Here is a 16,557-nt window from a genome sequence, read left to right as displayed (position 1 = left end):
CCTACGCTCCGGTGCCGGTGCCGGTGGCGGAGCCAGTCCCGCTGCCTGCGTCGCCGCTCGCGTGGGTGCCGTCGCCTGCGTGGGTTCCGCTGTCGTTGTCCGCGCCGATGTCGGTGCTGATGGCGTTGCCGTAGTCATTGTCGGTGCTCGGCGTCGAGCCCCAGTCGCTCGGCGGCGCATCCGTCGCGTCCTGTCCGGTGCGCAGCTCGGTCGGGATAGCGGCGAGGTAGGCTTTCAGGTTGCGTCGGGTCTCTTCGATCGAGTCGCCGCCGAATTTCTCGAGCACGGAGTTGGCGAGCACGAGCGCGACCATGGCCTCGGCCACGACACCCGCGGCGGGCACGGCGCACACATCGGAGCGCTGGTGGTGGGCGCCCGCTGCCTCGCCGGTTGCGACATCCACCGTGCGCAGCGAATGCGGAACCGTGGCGATGGGCTTCATGCCGGCGCGCACCCGCAGAACGGTGCCCGTGGACATGCCGCCCTCGGTGCCGCCCGCTTTGTCGCTCGAGCGCAGGATCTCGTCGCCGATCTGGAACAGCTCGTCGTGGGCCTCGCTGCCGCGACGCGTGGTGGTGAGGAAACCGTCGCCGATCTCGACGCCCTTGATGGCCTGGATGCCCATGAGGGCTTGCGCGAGCTGGCCGTCGAGGCGGCGGTCCCAGTGCACGTGCGAGCCGAGGCCGGGGGGAAGATTGTAGGCGAGCACCTCGACGACGCCGCCGAGGGTGTCGCCCGTGTGTTTGGCGTCGTCGACCTCGGCCACCATGCGCGCGCTCGTGGCCGCGTCGAAGCAGCGCAGCGGGTCGGCGTCGAGCGCGTCGACGTCGCCCGGCTTCGGCAACGCGGCGCCTTCGGGCACGCGTACGGGACCGATGGAGAGGGTGTGGCTGACGAGCTCGATGCCGAGTTCGCCCAGGAAGGAGCGGGCCACGGCGCCGAGGGCGACGCGCGCGGCGGTTTCACGGGCGCTGGCGCGCTCGAGGATGGGCCGGGCCTCATCGAAGCCGTATTTCTGCATGCCGACAAGGTCGGCGTGGCCGGGGCGAGGTCGCGTGAGCGGGGCGTTGCGGCCGCGAGATGTCTCGGTTGCCTCGACTTTTTCGGGGCTCATGACCTCGACCCATTTGGGCCATTCGGTGTTGCCGATGCGCAGGGCGATGGGGCTGCCGAGGCTCTCGCCGTGGCGCACACCGCCCGAAATGGTGAGCTGGTCTTCTTCGAACTTCATGCGCGAGCCGCGCCCGTAGCCGAGTTTGCGGCGGGCGAGATCGGCGCGGATGGAGTCGAGTGATACGGGAATCCCGGCAGGCAGACCCTCGATGATGGCAACGAGTTCTGGGCCGTGGGACTCGCCTGCGGTGAGCCAACGAAGCATTTTTCCATCCTTCCATATCCGCTGGGCGCGCCTTCGCAGATGACGGGTCGGCTGCGGGCGCTCCTTAAGCGGCGGGCCGGACGATGCCGACGGCGGCGAACATCGATTCGAGAATGGCGGGTTCGTCGGGCAGCACCGCGAGGGGGTCGCCGAGCACGAAGATGCGCACCTGGATGAGCGCCTGGTGCACGAGCATGTCGAGCCCGCTGGCGGCGCGGCTGCCCTGCGCTGCCCACCGTTGGCCGAGGGCACTCGGCCAGGGGTCGTAGGCGACATCGAGCAGGGTCGAGCGGGCGACGAGCTCGTCGGGCAGCGGATGCTCGAGCGAGGCCGTTCCCGGAAGCGTCGAGATGACGACATCCACGTCGCCGAGGCCCGCCCAACCCGAGGATAATTCGCGCACGTGGAGGGCGACGCCGAGGTTGTCGGCTACGTCGCGGAGTGGTTCGGCGCGCGCTGCCGATCGTGCCGCCACCGTGATGTCGCGTGCCCCGAGTTGGGTCAGTGCCGCGAGGGCAGAGGCCGCGGTGGCCCCGGCGCCGAGGATCAGTCCGTGGCTGACGCTTGACGTGCCCGTGTCTCTCAGGGCGCCGGCGATGCCGGCGACGTCGGTGTTGAAGCCCTGGATGCGGCGTCCGCTCGCGTCATCGAGGCGCAGCGTATTGACGGCGCCCGTCACCTGCGCCGTGCGGTCGAGTGTCTCCGAGAGCGCGAAGGCCTGTTGTTTGAGTGGCATCGTGAGCGACAACCCGCGCCACTCGGGCCCGAGCGCCGAGACGATGTCGGCGAGCTGCTCGACCTCGACCTGTCGCCGGTCGTAGACCCAGTCGAGGCCCAGCGCACGGTAGGCCGCGGCGTGCAGATCGGGCGATTTCGAGTGCTCGATCGGCGAGCCGAACACGGCGAGGCGTCGTGAGACTGGCACGCCGCCCCGATGCGTTCGGGCCGAAGGGGCGACGTCTGCTTCGGCTTCGGACGAAGGGACGTCCGGCCTATCGGCCTCGTTACCCGCCATAGTCGGGGTTGTCCTTCATCCACTGCTGCCACTTGCGCACGCCGGCCTCGTGTTCGTCGAGCGTGTTGGAGAACACGGTCTCACCGGTCTCGAGGTTCCAGGTCACGAAGTAGAGCCAGGAGCCGTCGGCCGGGTGCACGGCCGCATCGATGGCGATATCTCCGGGGTTCGAGATCGGCCCGACGACCATGCCGGGGTGCACGTAGGTGTTATACGGGTTGTTGGCGTCGGCCCGTTCGGCGTCGGTGGTGGTCACAAGGTGCGTGTTACCCGTGCCGTAGGCCACCGTCGCGTCGGACTGCAGCAGGCCGCTGGGCCAGAGCGCCGGGTCGGACCGGTTGAGGAACACACGCGCGACCTTGGGGTAGTCATCGCGCAGACCGGCCTCGCGCTGCACCAGGGCGGCGAGCACGACCGTGTTCCAGCGGTTCTCGGGCGCTACGCCCGCCTTGTCGAGAGCCTGATACATGCGATCGACCAACCGCTTGAGGATGTCGTGCGCTGATGTATTCGGTTCGAACTCGTAGGTTGCGGGGAACAGGAATCCCTCGAGCGTCTTCGCCTCGGCGGGAAGCCCGAACGAGGCGGTGTCGGCCGCTGCGGCGTTGAGGTCGTCGACCGAGACGCCGGTGCCCGACGAGATGAGATCGAAGGCATCTTTCATGGCCGTGCCTTCGGGGATCACGAAGCCGTTCGCCTGTTTCGAGGCCGGATCTTGTAGGGCGTCGAGAGCCGATCGGGCGCTCATCTTCTTGGCCAGGGCATAGGTGCCGGGCTGGAACACGGGCGGGTCGGCCTGGGCCAGGAGCAGTTGATAGAACGCGTCCTGGGATGCGATGACGCCCTCGTCTTTGAGGGTCTTCGCGATATCTGAGCCGTTGTCCCCCGAGATGATGGTGACGAGCACTTCGCCGCTGCCGGAGCCCTCGTAGTCGTCGGGTTCGTTCGTGGCGAAGATCGAGGTGATACCGGGCACGATGGCGTTCCAGGCGTAGACGCCTCCGCCCACGATGAGAGCGAGCACAACCACGATGACGATGCCGGCGATGAGGCCTTTGCGGCTCTTCTTCTCGTGCTGATCGTATTCGAGATGCGTCGAGCGGCGGCGGTCCGAGCGCGAGGATGTGGCTGCCCCTGGCCCGCCGGCGGCGGGCTCGTCGCCCGGGGTGGTATCGACGGCCCCGGTGATGACGCGCAACCATTCTGCGTCGGAGGGATCGTGGCGCTTGGTGATGTCGGATGAATCGCCGGCCTCGGGTTCAGAGGCGGTCTTGGCGGCCGATGTCGTGGCGGCGGCCGAAACCGACGGGTCGTTCCGGTGTGCGGTCCGATCTCCACGGCCGGTCCCGGTATCAGCATCGGGCCGATGTGGGCTCTCGTGGTCGGTCGGCGTCACGTTCGGCAGCGAACCGTGCGTCGCGGCCACTCGCGCTGAAACGGGCGCCGCCTGCTCGGCAGCAGCGGCTTCGGCCTCGGCTTCGGCGCGTGCGCGACGCTCGTCGGCCTGGGCACGACGGGATCGATCTTCACGGTGCACGCCTTCGTCGGCGCTTTGGCGCTGCGATCCCTCGCCCGCGCGCGCTGATGCCGACTGTTTCTCGTTTACGCGCGCCCGGACGGCTTCGTTCTCGCGCTCGGATCGTGCGCGGATCTCTGCGGCCGCGGCGGCCCGCTCCTCGTCCTCACGAGCGTGCTGAGCAGCCTCTTCGGCCGCGCGGGTGCCCGACGATGCCTCGCGTTCGGCCTCGGCGCGCTCGGCCGCCTCGCGGCGTTCGCGCCGCGACAGCTCGCGCTTCGATCCCGGTGCGCCCGAGGGGGAAGCGCTGTCGGAATGACCGAAGATGTGATGGAACGGGTCTCGAGAGTCGGGTTTCTCAGCCACGAATGGGGGGTCCTTCGTTCGGGGCGACGATCACGCCGGGCGGCGTGCCACCTCCGCGCTCAGCGTCGAGGGCGTGTTGCAAAATGATGACCGCTGCGACTTGATCGATAATCTTACGGCTCGACTTCTGGCTCTTTCCTGAAACCCGCATAGCCGAATGCGCCGACACCGTGGAGAGCCGCTCGTCGACCAGACGGACTGGCCGGGTGCTGGCCGCGGCCAGCCGGGCGGCGAACTCGAGCGCATCGGCCGTCGACGCCGTGTGGGTGCCCGCCAGGGACAGGGGCAAACCCACGACGAGCTCTAAGGCATCCGCCTCGTCGGCAATAGCCATGATGCGCTGGATGTCGGTGCCACCGTCGCTCGCCCGGGCCACCGTCTCGACGGGCGTCGCGAGCATCGCGAACCGGTCGCTCTGGGCGACCCCGATACGCACTTTGCCCACGTCGACGCCGATGCGGATGCCCTGACGAACCTCGGCCATCTTTTAGCGGGCCACCTGGTCGGTGATGGCGGTCAGCGCAGCGTCGATCGCAGACACATCCGATCCGCCACCCTGCGCGAGGTCGTCTTTTCCGCCGCCACCGCCGCCGAGAACTTGAGCCGCCGTCTTGGCCAGAGCCCCGGCCTTGATGCCCGCATCGCGCGCGGCCTGGTTGGTGGCCACGATGACCACGGGGCGCCCGTTGACATCGCCTGCGATCGCCGCAATCGCCGCATCGCTGCCGAGACGCTCGCGCACGCTGGTGGCGAGCTGGCGCAGGTCGTCTTGCGAACCGACCGCGCCGGCGTTCTGAGCCACGACGAGGGTCTGCCCGATGCGAGCCGCTGACTCGACGAGCTGCGGCACGCGCTGACTGAGCGCTTGTGACTCGAAGGCCTGGATCTTCTTCTCGGCCTGCTTCAGGTTGGCGACGAGCTCGGCGATCTTCTCGGGCAGCTGTTCGCGCGGCGTCTTGAGCGATGAGGTGAGCTCACTGACGAGAGCGCGTTCGGCGGCGAGGTCGCGGAACGCTTCCAGACCGACGAGCGACTCGACGCGGCGGTTGGTGGAACCGACCGACGATTCGCTGACGAGGCTGATAAGGCCGATCTCGGAGCTGCGCTCGACGTGGGTGCCCGCACAGAGTTCTCGCGACCAGGGGCCACCGATGTCGACGACGCGCACGACGTCACCGTATTTCTCGCCGAAGAGGGCCATGGCCCCGAGGGATTTGGCCTCATCGATGGGCAGCTCGCGCGTGACGACCTCGAGGTTGTCGCGCACGGCGTTGTTCGAGATCTCTTCGATCTCGCTGCGCGTCTCGGGCGACAGTGCCTGGTTCCAGGAGAAGTCGAGACGGAGATATCCGGCCTTGTTGTAGGAACCGGACTGGTGGGCGTTGGGGCCGAGGACCTGTCGCAGGGCAGCGTGAATGAGGTGCGTGCCGGAGTGCGCCTGTCGGGCACCGCGGCGGTAGTTGGGATCGACGACGCTCGTGGCGACATCGTCGACACCGACCTCGCCGAAGGTGACCTGCACCTTGTGGCTGATGAGCCCCTTGATGGGCTTCTGCACGTCGAGAACCTCGAGTTCGAATCCGGCGCCCACGATGAGCCCCTGGTCGGCGTCCTGTCCACCCGACTCGGCGTAGAGCGACGTCTCGGCGAGGATGACCTCGGCGATGTCGCCGGCCTGGGCCTTCTGCACGGACTCGCCATCGACGATGAGCCCGAGCACGCGCGACTCGGTCTGCAGCTCGGTGTAACCCGTGAACGTGGTCTCGCCGTGGGCTCGGAACGCCCCATAGACCGAGAGGTCGGCCAGAGCCGTCTTCTTCGACTTGGCGTCGGCCTTCGCGCGCTGACGCTGCTCGCTCATGAGGCTGTCGAACGCCGTGCGGTCGACGGTGAGCCCGGCTTCCTGAGCGATCTCGAGCGTGAGGTCGATGGGGAAACCGTAGGTGTCGTGCAACAGGAACGCCGTGTTGCCGGGCAGGGTCTGCGCGCCCGTCTGCTTGGTCTTGTCAACAGCCAGGTCGAGGATGGTCGTGCCGCTCGCCAGCGTGCGGAGGAACGTCTCTTCCTCCCCGTAAGCAACCTGCGAGATGCGCGAGAAGTCGGTGTCGACCTCGGGGTAGGCCGCCATCATGGCCTGACGCGAAGCGTCGAACAGCTCGGGGAAGGTCGCCGTGTCGACGCCCAGGAGGCGCATGGCGCGTACGGTGCGGCGCATCAGACGACGCAGGATGTACCCGCGCCCCTCGTTGGACGGCGTGACGCCATCGCTCATCAGCATGAGCGACGAGCGCACGTGGTCGGCGATGACACGCATGCGGATGTCGTCGCCGTGGTCGGCACCGTAGCGACGGCCGCTCAGCTCGGCGGCGCGATCGAGCACCGGGCGGACCTGGTCGATCTCGTACATGTTCTCGACGCCCTGCTTCAGGAAGGCGACGCGCTCGAGCCCCATGCCCGTGTCGATGTTCTTCTTGGGAAGCTCGCTGACGATGCGGAAGTCCGTCTTGCTCTGCACGTTGTCGACGAGGTACTGCATGAACACGAGGTTCCAGATCTCGACGTAGCGGTCGTCATCCGTTGCAGGGCCGCCGTCGCGGCCGTAGGCGGGGCCGCGGTCGAAGAAGATCTCGGAGCAGGGGCCGGCGGGGCCGGCTTGTCCGGTGGACCAGTAGTTCGTGTCGGCGCCCAGGCGCTGAATGCGCTCGTCGGGCAGACCGGCGATTTTCTTCCACAGCGAGATCGCCTCGTCGTCGTCTTTGTAGACCGTGACCCACAGGTCCTTCGGGTCGAAGCCGTAGCCGCCGTCGGACTCGGACGACGTGAGAAGCTCCCACGCGTAGCCGATGGCGCCCTCTTTGAAGTAGTCGCCGAAGGAGAAGTTGCCGTTCATCTGGAAGAACGTGCCGTGGCGCGGAGTCTTGCCGACCTCTTCGATGTCGCTTGTGCGGATGCACTTCTGCACGCTCGTGGCGCGCGGGTAAGGCGCGGGCACCAACCCGGTGAGATAGGGCACGAAAGGCACCATGCCGGCCACCGTGAACAGGAGGGTGGGGTCGTCGCTGACGAGGGAGGCCGAGGGGACGACTGTGTGCGAACGCTCGCCGAAGAAGTCGAGCCAGCGCTGACGAATGTCTGCTGTTTTCATGATTCCGTTCAGGTGGTGCGGATGGGGGCGTGCCACGGACCGACGGGGATGATCGGCCGGCACCGCGGATGACGCTTAGTTCTTGCGGAGCTCGTCGAGCGTCTCTTGCGCCTCGTCGACGATCGTGTCGATGCGTTCTTTGAGCTCGGCTTCGCGTTCTTTGTAGGCGTCACCGATCGTCTCGGTGAACTCGCGGATGCGGGAGTCCACGTCTTCGAAGAAGTCGCGACCACGCTGGCTCTTGTTGATCTCGTGGGCGACCACGAAACCGGCACCAACGCCCACGATCAGCCAGAAGACGTTCTTCATGCGGTTCTCCTCAGAGTCGACGATCAGGGACAGCCTGACAATCCTAGCCGGATGCCTCGCGCGCATCCCGTTGGCACAGGGACCCGGGAGAAATCGCTCGTTTTCGCGCTGTGGAGAACGATCCGTACATCCGACCGACGAGACCAGCAACGCCGAAGCCAGGAACACCGAAGCCGGGAACGCTGAAGGGGGCCACGGCTGAACCGTGACCCCCTTCGGGCTGAACTCTGTGTCTTACTAGCGCGCGGCGTAGTACTCGACGACGAGCTGAACTTCACACGTGACGGGAACTTCGGCACGCTTCGGGCGGCGAACGAGTCGCGCCTGGAGCTTGTCGAGCTCGACCTCGAGGTAGCCCGGAACCTTGGGCAGAACCTCGGCGTGACCGCCGGCGGCTGCGACCTGGAAGGGCTCGAGGCCTTCGCTGCGCTCCTTGACGTGCACGAGCTGACCCGGCTTCACGCGGAAGGACGGGCGGTCGACGAGCTGGCCGTCGACGAGGATGTGACGGTGCACGACGAGCTGGCGGGCCTGCGAGGTGGAGCGGGCAAAGCCGGCACGCAGGATGACAGCGTCGAGACGCATCTCGAGCAGCTCGACCAGGTTCTCACCGGTCAGGCCGTCGGCGCGACGAGCTTCCTGGAACGCGATCTTGAGCTGCTTCTCGCGAATGCCGTACTGGGCGCGCAGACGCTGCTTCTCACGCAGACGAACGGCGTAGTCGCTGTCGGCCTTGCGCTTGGTGCGGCCGTGCTCACCGGGAGCGTAGGGGCGCTTCTCGAGGTACTTCGCTGCCTTCGGGGTGAGGGCGATGCCGAGCGACCGCGACAGGCGGGTCTTGCTACGGGTACGTGACTTGGTAGACACGGTTTCCTTTCGTGGAATTCTGAAGAGTGGATGTCAGCGCCGCTCGGCTCTCACTCGCGGGCGCCAGGGCACATGCGAGCAATCGCTGAGAAGCGATGCAAAATCAGAGGGGTTGGCCGGGACGTTCGGCTACAGAACGTTTCCCATCGATCGCTGGTGTCGCGCAGCCGCACGCTCAACCGGATCTTTGGCCTCATAGATCGTAGCACGACGAAAGGCCATCAGCCCGGATGTCGGTGCGCCGCGTTTCGTCGCCGTTACTTCTCGCCGCGCACGATGCGCATGAGCTTCGCCAGACGTGACGACACGTCTCGCTCATTGCCGTGGTTGGTCGGCGTGTAATAACGGACGTTGCGCAGCTCGTCGGGCAGGTACTGCTGCTCCGCGACGCCCAGATCCGTGTCGTGGGGGTAGCGGTATCCCTTGCCATGGCCGAGGCGTTTGGCACCGGCGTAATGGGCATCTCGCATGGGCTTGGGCACGCGCCCGAACGCTCCCGCTCGGACATCCGCAATGGCCTTGTCGATCGCAAGATAGGACGCGTTGGACTTGGCCGCTGTGGCGAGATAGACGACGGCCTGGGCGAGAGGGATGCGACCCTCCGGCATGCCGATGAATTGAACGGCATCGGCGGCCGCCACGGCGACACCGAGAGCATTGGGATCGGCCATGCCGATGTCTTCGGAGGCCGAGATGATGATGCGGCGCGCAATGAAGCGCGGATCCTCCCCCGCCTCGATCATGCGCGCCAGGTAGTGCAACGCCGCGTCAACGTCGGAACCCCGGATCGACTTGATGAACGCGCTGATGACGTCGTAGTGCTCGTCGCCGTTGCGGTCGTAGCGCAGGAGGGCCCGGTCGACGGCCGAGGAGACGATATCGGCCGTGATGCGAGGCCGGGCTGGGCCGTCCGAGGCCGTCGCGTCACGCGCACCCGATGCGTCTTCGTCGCCCTCTTCGCTCTCGTCCTCGTCGTCGTCGCCGTCTGCGCTCTCGTCGTTCTCGCCGTCGTCGCTTCCCGTCGGAGCGTTCTGTGCGGCTTCGACCAGATCGGGCACGACGTTGGCCAGCGAGTCGGCGCTCACCGAGGCCGCCTCGAGAGCAGTGAGCGCGCGGCGGGCGTCACCCGAAGCGAGGCGGATGATCGTGTCCATCGCTTCGTCGGTGACCTCGAAACGACCGCCTAAACCGCGAGGGTCGTCGACGGCACGCTGCACCACGGTGCGCAGATCGTCGTCGCTCAATTGCTCGAGTGTCAAGAGGAGGGAGCGCGAGAGCAGGGGCGAGATGACGGAGAACGACGGGTTCTCGGTCGTTGCCGCGACGAGGATGACCCAGCCGTTCTCGACCCCCGGCAGCAACGCGTCCTGCTGCGCCTTGGTGAAACGGTGGATCTCGTCGAGGAATAAGACGGTGGACAGCCCATAGAGATCGCGACTGGTCATGGCCTCTTCCATGACCTGGCGCACGTCTTTCACGCCCGCGGTCACGGCCGACAGCTCGACGAAACGCCGTCCAGAGCTGTGCGCGATGGATTGCGCGATCGTGGTCTTGCCCGTGCCGGGAGGCCCCCACAGGATGACCGAGGCAGAACCCTTGGCGCCCGAGGCATCCGTCGCCAGACTGACGAGGGGCGAACCGGGCTTCAGCAGATGCCGCTGCCCCGCGACCTCATCGAGGCTCTTCGGACGCATGCGCACCGCGAGGGGTACTGCGCCCGAGAACATGCCGCTGCCCGCCAACGTGTGCCTTTCTTATGCCGGTCGTCTCCTACGCGGCCGGAAACAGCCGCTCGTTCAGGCTAGCCGCAACCACTGACACCGCGGATGCCGAGGGGCCGCAGCATCCGCTCGGTTCGTCGTTTGTCCGCCCAAAGCTTCGAACAATAGAGTTCTCCTGGCGACACCGGACGTTGCCACCCGCACGCCGATGCAACCCCGCCCCTGCAGCACCGCCGAGGAGTACACGTGGCCCCCAACAGAAGCACCGATCGACTGAGCCGTGAGTCGCGCGAACGCCTGCGCGGGTACGAAGCTCGGCAGACCGTGCACCGGCACAAGATCGCTCGCCGGCGCCGCGACAACTGGATCGCCGCCATCGCCTTCGTGGTCGCCATCGCGGCCGTCACCGGCGCGCAGATCTTCTACTTCTCGGGCGGCCCCGGCACACCCGCCGCCACGCCGACGGCCAGCGCCACGCCGACACCGACCCCCGGTGCGACACCGTCCACCACGGAGAACACGGGCGACGTCCCCTCTGCCGACCTGTCGGAGAGCCGCACCTGGACCGGCACCATGACCATCAACGGCATCCCGCTCGGAATCGACCTCGACGGTGCCGCCGCTCCCCAGGCCGTCGCCTCCTTCGTCACGCTCGTGCAGAACACCTTCTACAACGGCCTGACCTGTCACCGTCTCACCACGGGCGGCGCGGCCGTTCTGCAGTGCGGAGATCCCGAAGGGACTGGCTCGGGCGGCCCCGGCTGGTCGTTCGGTCCCGTCGAGAACGCCCCGGCCGACAACGTCTACCCCGCTGGCACGATCGCCATGGCACGTCTGGGCGACAACGGTTACAGCAACGGCAGCCAGTTCTTCATCGTCTACGAGGACACCACGCTGCCGGCCGACGCTGCCGGTGGCTACACCGTGCTCGGACAGGTCACCTCCGGGCTCGACACGCTCAACTCCGACATCACGAGCAAAGGCACGGTGGATGGCTCGGGCGACGGCGCTCCCGCAGTGCCCACCACCATCGACTCGATCACCGTTCAATAACGTCCCGAGTCAATCCCTGCAAGATCGGCGTTCGCCTGGACTGCCGACGTAATAGGCTGGGACCAGTTTCCGGTCGCGCGCCATGCGCGACACCCGCAGCAAGGTGAGGCACGTGTCAACTACCGAACAGCAACCGTGGGGCCGCGTCGATGAGACCGGCACCGTATTCGTCCGCGAGGGCGACGAGTGGCGCACCGTGGGGCAATATCCCGACGGAACCCCCGAAGAGGCGTTGGCCTATTTCGAGCGCAAATTCACCGACCTGGCCGGCCAGGTCACGTTGCTCGAGCAGCGCGTCAAACGCGGCGCTCCTGCCGCTGACGTGCAGAAGGCTGCGTCTCGTCTGACCGAGGCTCTCACCGAGCCCAACGCGGTGGGCGACATCGCAGCCCTGCGCACGCGTGTCGCAGCTCTCGACACGACGGTCGAGGCGCTCACCGAGCAGCAGACCGAAGAGGCGAAGGCGGCGGTGGCCGAGGCCCTCACCTACCGCGAATCGATCGTCGTGGAAGCCGAGACTCTCGCCGCCGGCGACCCGGCCAAGACGCAGTGGAAGCAGGCGACCGAGCAGATCACCGAACTGTTCGCTCGCTGGCAGGCGCACCAGCAAGACGGGCCCAAGCTGCCGAAGAGCGACGCTAACGATCTCTGGAAGCGGTTCCGCACCGCACGATCCACGATCGAGGCCAACCGGCGCGCGTTCTTCGCCGAACTCGACAATGTGCACCGCGACGCCAAGACCAAGAAGCAGAAGCTCATCGAGCGCGCAGAAGCCCTCGTGCCCCAGGGCGCCGATGGCGTGCACGCCTACCGGGGTCTGCTCGACGAGTGGAAGCTCGCGGGCCGTGCCGGCAAGCGTCACGACGACGCACTGTGGGCTCGCTTCAAAGCCGCCGGTGACGCGATCTACGGCGCCAAGTCCGAAGTAGACGCTCGCGACAACGCGGAATACCAGGAGAACCTCGACGCGAAGTTGGCGCTGCTGACCGAAGCCGAGCCCATCCTCGAGATCAAGGACCGTGACAAGGCTCGCCAGGCACTGACGGCAATCCAGCGTCGCTGGGACGAGATCGGTCGCGTTCCGCGCGACCAGGTCAAGCCCGTCGAAGAGCGTTTGCGCAAGGTCGAACAGCATGTGCGTGGGCTGGACGAAGAATTCTGGGAGAAGAACAACCCCGAGCGCAAGGCACGTTCGGAGGGCCTCGCCGGCCAGTTGAACGCCGCGATCGAGAAGCTCGAGGCCGAACTCGAAACGGCCAAGGCGTCGGGTGACTCCGCCAAGGTCGCCGAAGCCACCGAAGCGCTCGAAGCGCGCAAGGTCTGGCTGAACGCCCTGGGCTAACCGGGAGATCTGGGCTAGTCGGGAGATCTGGGCTAGTCGGAGAAATCTGAGCTCGACAACGGAACCCGCGTCCGGCATCACTGCCGGAGGCGGGTTCCGTCTTGTGACGGCCCATCTTTCTTCTCCACGACCCGGTGACGGTCGCGTTCTCCACAGAAGCGGCGACGGCGAGTCCGGGATGGTCGTGGTCCATCACACTGGGACCATGCCTCGTGCACTGCCCGCAACTCTCGGACCGGACATCCTCCCCCGGCCCGAGCTCAGCGCGCTCGTGCTCGACGGCGACGTGTGGCCACTCGACCGCACGTTCCATGCCGTCGACGAGCCCGACCGTCCGGGCTTGCGAGCGGATGCCCTGTTCCGCTCGTTCGTGTTCGACCTCTCGTGTCGCCGCGGCTCGACAGCACCGCACTCGGTTTCGCAGCGGATCGCGGCGGCGTCGGGCGCGGGTGCGGCTTTCGTGGCGAGCGGACTCAGCGCGGCGTGGGTGCACGGCGCCATCCTCAACCCTCCCCGGGTGCACGAGGTGCTGGCCCGGGCTCCAGCGCGCGTGCCCGTTCCGCCGCTCGCCGCTGACTGGCAGGTGGCGCAGGCGCACATCCGTGACACCGACGTGTGCCTGCGGGGAGGGTGGCCGGTGCTGACAGAACTGGCCACGGCGTTTGCCCTCGCGAAGGCGCTGATCGATGCGAGGGTTGATGAGCGTCCGGAGGGTGCAGCGAGCGTCGATGCCGGCACGGGGGTGGCCCCGACGGGGTGCCCGTCAGCGACCCGGGGAACAAGCATCCGCTCGGCCGCGCTCGTCACGATCGTGCGTCTGGCCGGCGTCGACACTGTGCAGGCCTACCTCGCGGCGTCGCGACCGCGACGGGGAACACGGGCACATGACGCTTTCGAACTCATCGCGCGCATCACTCGCAATCTCGCTACCGACGATCTCGGGGCGGCCGAACGCGAGCGGCACCGTGAACAGGAACGCGAACGCGAACGAGAACGAGAACGGCCGACCGCCGACCACCTCTATTGGACCTCCGCGCCGTCAGCTCTCGAGCTGGACAGATCTCGATCGCTCTCCGGCCAGCGTGTGCACGACGACGACGAGGAGCCTCGCCTGACCGAGCACAAACGCCTGGCCCCTCTTGCCGATCCACGAAGGCAGGGGGCCGCGCGGTGGGTGCCGCCTAGCGGTCCCGAAATAAGCCTGGCACACCCGCACTGAGGGTCACACCGGCACTAAGGGTCACACCCACACAGGGGGTCTAACCCGCACAGAGGGTCACACCCGCACAGAGGGTCACACCCGCACAGAGGGTCTAACCCGCACAGAGGGTCTAACCCGCACAGAGGGTCTAACCCGCACAGAGGGTCACACCCGCACAGAGGCTAATCCGCACAAAGGGTCTAACCCCCACCGAAGGTCTAACCCGCGCTCACCCGGTAAACGTCGTAGACGGCCTCGATGCGGCGCACCGCATTCAGCACGCGATCGAGGTGGGTCGTATCGCCCATCTCGAAGACGAAACGGCTCAGGGCGAGTCGGTCACTGTTCGTCGACACCGTGGCCGAGAGGATGTTCACGTGATACTCGCTTAACACCCGCGTCACGTCACTCAACAGGCCCGCCCGGTCGAGCGCCTCGACCTGAATCTGCACGAGGAACACGCTCTTCGACGACGGCGCCCACTCGACCTCGATCATGCGCTCGGGCTCGTTGAGCAGCGACGCCACGTTATGGCAATCGGCCTGGTGCACGGACACGCCCGAACCTCGCGTCACGAAGCCGACGATGTCGTCACCCGGCACGGGCGTGCAACACTTCGCCAACTTCACAAGGATGTCGGGGGCTCCGCGCACGAGCACGCCGGAATCGCTGTGCGGCACCGGCCGCGTGCGACCGCGCACCGGGAAGTCGATTTCGGTGTTCTCGCTCTCGGCGTCGCCATGCAGCAGGGCCGCGACCTTCTCGAGCACGGACTGCGTGGAGATGTGCCCCTCGCCCACCGCGGCGTAGAGCGCGGACACGTCTTCGTAACGCATCTGCGCCGCTACCTCGGCGAACGAATCCTGATTCATGAGCTTCTGCAGCGGGAGGTTCTGCTTGCGCATGGCGCGGGCGATCGCATCCTTGCCCTGCTCGATCGCCTCGTCGCGTCGCTCCTTGGTGAACCACTGGCGGATCTTGTTGCGCGCGCGAGTGCTGCGCACGAAGTTCAGCCAGTCTTGGCTCGGGCCGGAGTCGGGGTTCTTCGAGGTGAAGACCTCGACCACGTCGCCGCTGTTCAGCTCGGTCTCGAGCGGCACGAGTCGTCCGTTGACCTTCGAGCCCATCGTGCGGTGGCCGACCTCGGTGTGCACGGCATACGCGAAGTCCACGGGGGTCGCACCGGCGGGCAGGCCGATGACCCGGCCCTTCGGCGTGAAGACGTACACCTCTTTGGCGCCGATCTCGAACCGCAGCGAGTCGAGGAACTCCCCCGGATCGGCTGTCTCGGCCTGCCAGTCGGAGATGTGGGCGAGCCAAGCCATGTCGGTGTCGTTCGACTTCGACGTCACGGACGGCGTCTTTCCGTTGACACGCTCTTTGTACTTCCAGTGCGCCGCGACGCCGTACTCGGCGTGCTGGTGCATTTCGTGCGTGCGGATCTGGATCTCGACGGATTTGCCGCCCGGGCCGATTACCGTGGTGTGCAGCGACTGGTACAGGTTGAACTTCGGCGTCGCGATGTAGTCCTTGAAACGACCTGGGATGGGCGTCCACCGCGCGTGGATGGCACCCAGCACGGCGTAACAGTCGCGCACCGAGTTGACGAGAACTCGAATGCCGACCAGGTCGTAGATGTCGTCGAACTCGCGACCCCGCACGACCATCTTCTGGTAGATCGAGTAGTACTGCTTCGGGCGGCCGACGACCTTGCCCCGGATCTTCTGCGACTTGAGGTCGTCGTTGACCGCGTCGATGACGTGCTGCACGAATTCTTCGCGCTGGGGCGTGCGCTGCCGCACGAGGCTCTCGATCTCGGCATAGATCTTGGGATAGAGCACGGCGAAGGAGAGGTCTTCGAGTTCCCACTTGATGGTCTGGATGCCGAGGCGGTGCGCGAGCGGCGCATAGATCTCGAGCGTCTCGGTGGCCTTCTTGCTCGCCTTCTCCGGCGGCACGAAACCCCAGGTGCGAGCGTTGTGCAGCCGGTCGGCGAGCTTGATGATGAGAACGCGGATGTCTTTCGACATGGCGACGATCATCTTGCGCACGGTCTCGGCCTGCGCGCTCTCGCCGTATTTCACCTTGTCGAGCTTGGTGACGCCGTCGACCAGCATGGCCACTTCGTCGCCGAACTCGGCCTGCAACTCGTCGAGGCCGTAGTCGGTGTCTTCGACGGTGTCGTGCAGCAGCGCGGCGGCGAGGGTCTTCGGACCGATGCCGAGGTCGGCGAGGATCTGCGCGACCGCCAGTGGGTGCGTGATGTAGGGCTCGCCGCTCTGGCGTTTCTGACCGCTGTGGGCACGATCGGCGACGGCGTAGGCGCGCTCGAGGATCGAGAGATCGGCCTTGGGGTGGTGCAAGCGGGTGGTGCGCACGAGCCGATCGACGGCGCCCGCGGGTTGTGCTTTGGAGAAGATGCGCGGCACGAGTCGGCGCAACGACGCGGTGGAGGACTGTACGGCCTCGGACATATTCGCTCCTCCCACGGAATGAGACAACACTCCATTATCCCGCGAGATCGACCGCCCGAAGACCAGCGGCCGACCCAGCGCTCCCCTGCGCGCGAAAAGAGGCCGCATCCCGAAGGATGCGGCCTCTGCGACCTCCGCGAGACACCCCGAGGGGTGAGGAGCGGATGGCC

The 16,557-nt window shown here is 66.9% G+C and carries 12 protein-coding genes; 3 read left to right on the top strand and 9 right to left on the bottom strand.

Annotation, left to right across the window (positions count from 1 at the left end):
- Nucleotide 1: 1 nt before the first annotated feature.
- The 8 genes from aroC to ACUWEX_RS07680 form a co-directional block, all read right to left on the bottom strand.
- Nucleotides 2–1,378 carry a chorismate synthase gene (gene aroC, locus ACUWEX_RS07715; RefSeq protein WP_445995861.1) on the bottom strand — a complete coding sequence of 459 codons (1,377 nt, stop codon included), beginning with the start codon at nt 1,376–1,378 and terminating at the stop codon, nt 2–4.
- A gap of 64 nt (nt 1,379–1,442) precedes the next feature.
- Nucleotides 1,443–2,303, bottom strand: a complete 861-nt coding sequence (locus tag ACUWEX_RS07710) for a shikimate dehydrogenase (RefSeq protein ID WP_445995860.1) — start codon at nt 2,301–2,303, stop codon at nt 1,443–1,445.
- Nucleotides 2,304–2,382: 79 nt separating this feature from the next.
- Nucleotides 2,383–4,275, bottom strand: a complete 1,893-nt coding sequence (gene mltG / locus ACUWEX_RS07705) for an endolytic transglycosylase MltG (RefSeq protein WP_445995859.1) — start codon at nt 4,273–4,275, stop codon at nt 2,383–2,385.
- The gene (gene ruvX, locus ACUWEX_RS07700) at nt 4,268–4,759 is read right to left on the bottom strand and encodes a Holliday junction resolvase RuvX (protein ID WP_445995858.1); all 492 of its coding nucleotides are present in this window, start codon (nt 4,757–4,759) and stop codon (nt 4,268–4,270) included. The genes mltG and ruvX overlap by 8 nt, the downstream gene beginning before the upstream one ends.
- A 3-nt stretch (nt 4,760–4,762) precedes the next feature.
- Nucleotides 4,763–7,420: an alanine--tRNA ligase gene (gene alaS, locus ACUWEX_RS07695; RefSeq protein ID WP_079727556.1), complete on the bottom strand. Its 2,658-nt coding sequence runs from the start codon at nt 7,418–7,420 to the stop codon at nt 4,763–4,765.
- A gap of 75 nt (nt 7,421–7,495) precedes the next feature.
- Complete coding sequence (locus tag ACUWEX_RS07690; protein ID WP_077053234.1) at nt 7,496–7,729, bottom strand: hypothetical protein; 234 nt, start codon at nt 7,727–7,729, stop codon at nt 7,496–7,498.
- A gap of 237 nt (nt 7,730–7,966) precedes the next feature.
- On the bottom strand, nt 7,967–8,596 hold the full coding sequence (rpsD, locus tag ACUWEX_RS07685) for a 30S ribosomal protein S4 (protein ID WP_077053235.1): 630 nt from the start codon (nt 8,594–8,596) through the stop codon (nt 7,967–7,969).
- A 257-nt stretch (nt 8,597–8,853) separates the two neighbouring features.
- On the bottom strand, nt 8,854–10,323 hold the full coding sequence (locus tag ACUWEX_RS07680) for a replication-associated recombination protein A (protein WP_445997624.1): 1,470 nt from the start codon (nt 10,321–10,323) through the stop codon (nt 8,854–8,856).
- A gap of 240 nt (nt 10,324–10,563) precedes the next feature.
- Between ACUWEX_RS07680 and ACUWEX_RS07675 the strand changes: the two genes are divergently transcribed.
- The 3 genes from ACUWEX_RS07675 (at nt 10,564) to ACUWEX_RS07665 (ending at nt 13,931) form a co-directional block, all read left to right on the top strand.
- Nucleotides 10,564–11,370: a peptidylprolyl isomerase gene (locus tag ACUWEX_RS07675; protein WP_445995857.1), complete on the top strand. Its 807-nt coding sequence runs from the start codon at nt 10,564–10,566 to the stop codon at nt 11,368–11,370.
- Between the two features lie 82 nt (nt 11,371–11,452).
- The gene (locus ACUWEX_RS07670; RefSeq protein WP_079727553.1) at nt 11,453–12,712 is read left to right on the top strand and encodes a DUF349 domain-containing protein; all 1,260 of its coding nucleotides are present in this window, start codon (nt 11,453–11,455) and stop codon (nt 12,710–12,712) included.
- Nucleotides 12,713–12,917: 205 nt separating this feature from the next.
- Entirely contained in the window at nt 12,918–13,931 is a 1,014-nt protein-coding gene (locus ACUWEX_RS07665) for a hypothetical protein (RefSeq protein WP_445995856.1), read from the top strand.
- Between the two features lie 200 nt (nt 13,932–14,131).
- On the opposite strand, the gene ACUWEX_RS07660 is transcribed toward ACUWEX_RS07665, so the two are convergent.
- Complete coding sequence (locus ACUWEX_RS07660; RefSeq protein WP_445995855.1) at nt 14,132–16,387, bottom strand: RelA/SpoT family protein; 2,256 nt, start codon at nt 16,385–16,387, stop codon at nt 14,132–14,134.
- Nucleotides 16,388–16,557 lie beyond the last annotated feature (170 nt).

This window comes from Okibacterium fritillariae (assembly GCF_052783725.1).
The sequence above is the reverse complement of the archived record's forward strand: the minus strand, read 5'-3'. Positions and strand labels throughout refer to the sequence as shown.